Origin of the sequence: Stieleria sp. (assembly GCF_041595215.1) — a bacterium.
Classification (GTDB): Bacteria; Planctomycetota; Planctomycetia; order Pirellulales; family Pirellulaceae; genus Stieleria; species Stieleria magnilauensis.
The window spans coordinates 1-5,748 of sequence record NZ_JBFHKV010000521.1 but is presented as its reverse complement, the minus strand read 5'-3'; the positions used below and the strand labels follow the sequence as shown (position 1 = coordinate 5,748).

Sequence of the window (5,748 nt, the reverse complement as noted above, 5' to 3'; positions counted from 1 at the left end):
TGAAGAACTGTTCTCTCGGTGCGGATTGCCAAGGGGCGTGTACACCAACCTGTTTATTCCGTCGGAGTTTGTGGAACGGATTGTCTCCGACTCGCGGGTCCAGGGGATCTCATTGACCGGCAGCGAACCGGCCGGCGCGGCCGTCGCTGCACTGGCCGGCAAGAACCTGAAACGCAGCGTGCTTGAACTGGGCGGCAACGACCCCTTCATCGTGCTCGAAGACGCGGACTTGGATGAGGTGATTCCGCAAGCCGTCAAAGGCCGCATGGTCAACGCCGGGCAATCGTGTGTCGCGTCCAAGCGGTTCATCGTCGTCGAAGCGGTTGCCGACAAGTTTTTGACCGGATTCAAAAAACAGTTGTCCGAGCTGAAGATGGGCGATCCGATGGACGAAGCCACCACGTTGGCTCCACTGTCGAGCGAAGAGGCGGCGGTGAAGTTGCAAAAACAAGTCCAATCATCCATCGACGCCGGCGCCACGGTCCTCTTGGGAGGCGATCGACCGGACCGCGAAGGCGCCTACTTCAATCCCACGCTGCTGACCGACGTCACACCGGACATGCCCACGTTTGATCAAGAGCTGTTCGGACCGGTCGCGACCGTGTACGTCGTCAAAGACGCGGCCGCAGCGATCGAGTTGGCCAATCAATCCTCCTACGGTCTCGGCGGCAGCGTCTTCACCGCCGACGTCCAACGCGGTCGCCGCGTCGCCGAGCAGATCGAAACCGGAATGGTGTTCGTCAACCAACCCACTCGATCACAAGCGGAACTGCCGTTCGGCGGAATTAAAAACAGCGGTTACGGCCGGGAGCTATCCCACTTGGGCATTCTCGAATTCGTCAACAAGAAGCTGATCCACCTGGGTAAGAAATAGCTTGAAGGCTTTTCCCCAGGTCCATCGATTGTGGCTCTCTCCATCAACAGACGCGTCAAGAGATTCGGCGTAGGTCAGGCTGTGCCTGACGCCCCTCTGGCATGCACAGCATGCCCTACGCGGCTGCGGCATCCGGAAGGCGTCCTGAAAACGAAGCTCCGGGTTGATTCGGCGTATAATCGACCGGGCAAATCGCGATGAACCGCACGTCCATCGGGTCCACGTTCCAACACCCTGCCGCACCGAGTTTCCCCGACCATGCACCGAATCCTCTTTCCGCTCTTGCTTGCACTTGTCGCGACGCCAGGCATCGCGCAGGACACATCGGTCCCGGTCAGCATCGACGACTTGCGAACACGCATAGCGGCGGTTGCCAAAACCCACCCGCGGCTGATCGCCGATGCGGCACAGTTTGATGCGTTGCGGACGTCACGGGGTGATTCGTCGTCGACGCGAGATGTGCTTGCCAACGCCGTCATCCGCCATGCCGATCTGCTCGCCGACGTTCCACCGATCACGCGAGAACAGCAGGGGCGACGATTGCTGAGCCAATCGCGCCGCTGCGTCGAACGGATGCTGAATCTGTCGATGGCGTACCAATTGACCGGCGAAATGAAATACGTCGAACGCGGCAAACAGGAGATGCTGGCGATCGCGGAGTTTTCGGATTGGAACCCGAGTCACTATCTGGATGTCGCCGAGATGACCCTGGGCATGGCGATCGGATACGACTGGATGTTCGACGCACTGGATGATGCCAGCCGGCAAACCATTCGCCAAGCAATCAAAGATAAGGGAGTGTCGCTGCCGTTTACCACCAAACACAACAAATGGGTCCGCGCCACGAACAATTGGGGACAAGTTTGCCATTGTGGAATGACCGCCGGTGCGCTCGCGATCCTGGAAGACGAACCGGAGTTGGCGGCACAGACGGTGCACAATGCGATTCAAAACGTGCCGCGGTCGATGAAAGCGTTCGCGCCCCATGGCAGCTATCCCGAGGGGCCGGGTTACTGGGCCTACGGAACCAGCTTCAATGTCATGCTGTTGGCGATGCTCGACGGAGTCTTGGGAAGCGATTTTGATTTGAGCCAGATGGCGGGCTTTGATGAAACGGGTCAATACATGGCTCTGATCACGGGGCCGTCGGGTGAAACGTTCAACTATGCCGATGGCGGGTCGGGCCGAAAACCCCAAGCTGCCTTGTATTGGTTTGCACGTCGCTATCAGCGTCCGGATTGGTTGCTCGGTGAAGACGCACGAGTCCGGGCGGAGATCGCCAGCTTTGACCCACGCGAAGCCGGTTCGGGCGGAAACCGTTTGCTGCCGCTGGCGTTGCTCTGGATCGGTGACGAAAAACGATTGGACGAAACCGAGATCCGAATGCCGTTGCACTGGCAAAGTGAAAGCAGCACCCCGGTTGCGGTGCATCGCAGTTCGTGGACGGATCCACGGTCCACATTCGTAGGCCTGAAAGCCGGCTCGCCCTCGGCACCGCACGGGCAAATGGACACGGGTTCGTTTGTGCTCGACGCCGACGGCGTGCGTTGGGCGCTCGACCTGGGCGCCGAAGGTTACCACGGCATTGAATCGCGGGGCATGAACTTGTGGAGTGCGGCGCAGGATTCCGATCGCTGGAAGATCTTTCGCCAATGCAACGCCGGGCACAACACGCTGGTCATCGACGGAAAGCTGCAAGTCGCGAAGGGACATGCCGAGATCACGGACTTTTCAAGTGAACCTGATTTCCCACACTCCGTCGCTGATTTGAGTTCGGTGTACCGTGGCCAAGCCGAAAAGGTTCGTCGCGGCGTGGCGTTGCTGCCCTCAGGTGAAGTCGTGATTCAAGATGAATTGGACGGATTGGCGACCGGCAGTCGGGTGCGTTGGGGCATGATCACGCCGGCCCAGATTGAATCACGATCCGGTCAGACGTTGCAGCTGACCCAACGTGATCAGCGGCTGAAACTGACCATCGTCGAGCCGCGCGGGGCGAGTTGGACGGTCGTCAACACGGAGCAACCGCGGCATGAATGGGATTCGCCCAATCCCGGAACGCAAATGGTGGCGTATGAAGTCGAAGCGCCGGCCTCGGGCGAGCTTCGTTTGGTCGTCGTGGCAACGCCGGGAAGTTGCGGCGCCCCCGTGGGCGAACGATTCACCGTCGGGTCGCTCGAAGACTGGTAGGGTGCTCGCGAGACTTTCGATGCATCCCCATCAGGCAACGCTGTGAAGCATTGATTCCTTGCGTTTGACGAGGTGTTAGCGGCAGGACGCAAGCCCTCCGGTCCCGCATCGTTCCCGAAACACCGGAGGGCTCGCGCCCTACCGCTAAAAGATGCTTCCCAGCGTTGCCCATCAGGCGAGTGAAAACCGGGCGTCGGGCACCAAGTCTTCGAGATCGGCGAGCACTTGGCGCAAGTGCCGCTCACGGATTTGTTTTCCCACATTCATGATGCTGTTGGTGTCGGCCAGATGCGGGCTGGCGGCGTGCGATTCGTCATGGTGGTACCCGATCGCGTGCAAAAACTCGTGGGGAATCGCGTTGTGGATTCCCGTTTTTCCCGCCACATTCGTCGGCTGATAGTCCTTGATGTCGGCGGTATCCAAGTGGATGGTCGAGCTATGCGGCATCACCTTGCTCTGATAGGTAAAGGACTCGCTGGTCGGATGAACTTTGCGGAGCAAGACGGTCCAGTGCCGATGTTTCTGCAGCCCACGACCGATGCTGAAGTCCACGCCGAGTGTGGTCGTGAACCCCCGATCGGTCGCGGTCATCCGAATGCGTGTGTTGCGGAACGCATCGGCCAACAACAGATTGAACACGTCGTGATAGAACTTCTTCTCACGTTCCACCCACGGCGTTGTCACTCCCGGCCCGAGCAGCCAGCGGTAGTACCAGCGGCTGACCAGGATCACTTTCGGGTACACCGAAAACGCGTCCACCTCGATCCGATACCAGGGTGTTTCTTTGGCAACCTCTTGCGAAATCGTGCGACTCATCTTTCACCTCACCCGGGACAGAACGTGGACGTTTGTGGAAGCCCCTTTCGCGCAGACGCGCTTTCCCTGTTATCGTGGCCACGATTGAATCGTGACCTGAAAACGAGAAAAATGGTTGCGAAAACACGGTACCTGTTCAGATGCATCCTGCCGTCACAGCGGGGACGAGACGCAGACGCCGTAGGGGCTTGCGTCGTTTCCGCAATGCGCCCGACGATAGAGCCTGGCTGGCGGACGACGGAGACGGCGCCCGCTACACTGTTCTGCGATTCGGGTTCTCTCCATCGACCATCAACCATTGAGGCACTCCATGTGCGACCAAGATCACTTTGAAGAAGATCTCAAAAAATACTCCCGCCGAGACATCGGCACGTTGGCCGCCGGCGTCGGGGCGGCGATGATGCTGCCCCGCGCGGCGAACGCCGCGGAGGTACAGGACCGCGACGTGACGATCACGACACCCGACGGCGAGTGCGACGCGTACTTTGTCGCCCCGTCGACAGGCAAGCACGCCGCCGTGCTCATCTGGCCCGACATCTTTGGACTCCGTCCGGCGTTTCGCCAAATGGCCAACCGTCTCGCCGAATCGGGCTATAGCGTGTTGGTCGTCAATCCGTTCTATCGCACCCAGAAAGCCCCCACGGCAGCCAACGGGGCAAACACGTCGATCTCGGACGTGAGACCGCTCGCACAGTCCTTAAACGCCACCACACAGACGACCGATGCCAAGGCGTTTGTCGCGTGGCTGGACGCGCAGTCAGAAGTGGACACGACCAAGAAGATCGGCACCACCGGTTACTGCATGGGCGGACCGATCGTGATGCGTACTGCCGCGGCCGTACCCGACCGCGTCGGCGCCGGCGGCACCTTTCACGGCGGCGGGCTGGTCACCGACAATCCGGACAGCCCCCATCTGCTGATCCCGCAAATGAAGGCGCAATTCTTGATCGCAATCGCCGAAAACGACGACCAACGCGACCCCGAGGCCAAAAACGTGCTGAAGGAATCGTTCGCTGACGCGAATCTGGCTGCCGAGATCGAGGTGTACCCGGCAGGGCACGGTTGGTGCCCACCGGACACCCGCGTCCACAACCCCGAACAAGCAGAAAAAGCCTGGGGACGCATGCTCGAGCTGTTCGAGCGGGCACTTGGCTGAGCCACGTCTGACATGATTCATACCTTCGAACAAGCGTTTCAATTTATTCTCGAACAAAAGGTCTGCACGGTGTTCGGCAGCAAGGGGTCACCTTACCCTTCGCTGTGGGACAAGGTGAAGTGCATTTGGACATCGTGCAAATGCACGAGTCGAACGTGTAGAAACGAGTGGCATGCACCGCATGCCCTACGTTGACTTGCCACGACGATTTTCAATTTTTCTCGGAAACATCTCCACGACACCTTCGCTTGGATCGGTGTCGAGGAGGGTGGTCGGGTGTTCCGATCAACGCCAAACGTAGATTCTCGGCACACACTTTGTTTCGGGAGAAACTTCGATGGCTCGTTCCAAAAACCAAGCATCAAAAAAACGACGGCTCGGACTTCAGAATCTGGAAACCCGCAAAATGATGGCCGGTGACGTCTCCGTGGATATCGATATCTCCGGCAGCCGAATCGATGTCGAACTGACCGGCGACGGGGCCGCCAACGGCGTCGAAGTACGGCAGATCAATGACACGCTTCGAATCACCGGTTTGACTCAAGGCGGCGCGCCGACGACGATCAACGGAAGCTCATCGCAAGTCAACATTCCGACCAAGCTGTTCACCGGGGGCTCGTGGAGAACGCTCGACGATCTGACCATCAAGCTCGGCAACGGTGACGACCAAGTCGTCATTCGCGACGTCAACATGCAGCACCATTCGCACAGCGAT

At 59.3% G+C, this 5,748-nt stretch carries 5 protein-coding genes; 4 read left to right on the top strand and 1 reads right to left on the bottom strand.

Annotated features, from left to right (window positions below):
• Both ABX749_RS19230 and ABX749_RS19225 read left to right on the top strand, forming a co-directional pair.
• Positions 1-874 (top strand): aldehyde dehydrogenase family protein (locus ABX749_RS19230; RefSeq protein ID WP_372897390.1); only part of this gene is annotated, 874 nt, incomplete at its 5' end.
• A gap of 258 nt (positions 875-1,132) precedes the next feature.
• Positions 1,133-3,061, top strand: a complete 1,929-nt coding sequence (locus ABX749_RS19225) for a heparinase II/III family protein (protein ID WP_372897389.1) — start codon at positions 1,133-1,135, stop codon at positions 3,059-3,061.
• Positions 3,062-3,232: 171 nt separating this feature from the next.
• Here the strand turns inward: ABX749_RS19225 and ABX749_RS19220 are convergent, their stop codons facing one another.
• Complete coding sequence (locus tag ABX749_RS19220) at positions 3,233-3,877, bottom strand: hypothetical protein (RefSeq protein WP_372897388.1); 645 nt, start codon at positions 3,875-3,877, stop codon at positions 3,233-3,235.
• A 310-nt stretch (positions 3,878-4,187) separates the two neighbouring features.
• On the opposite strand from ABX749_RS19220, the gene ABX749_RS19215 reads away from it, so the two are divergent.
• Positions 4,188-5,033: a dienelactone hydrolase family protein gene (locus ABX749_RS19215; RefSeq protein WP_372897387.1), complete on the top strand. Its 846-nt coding sequence runs from the start codon at positions 4,188-4,190 to the stop codon at positions 5,031-5,033.
• A 337-nt stretch (positions 5,034-5,370) separates the two neighbouring features.
• Positions 5,371-5,748: hypothetical protein (locus tag ABX749_RS19210; RefSeq protein WP_372897386.1), on the top strand; the 378-nt coding region annotated here is incomplete at its 3' end.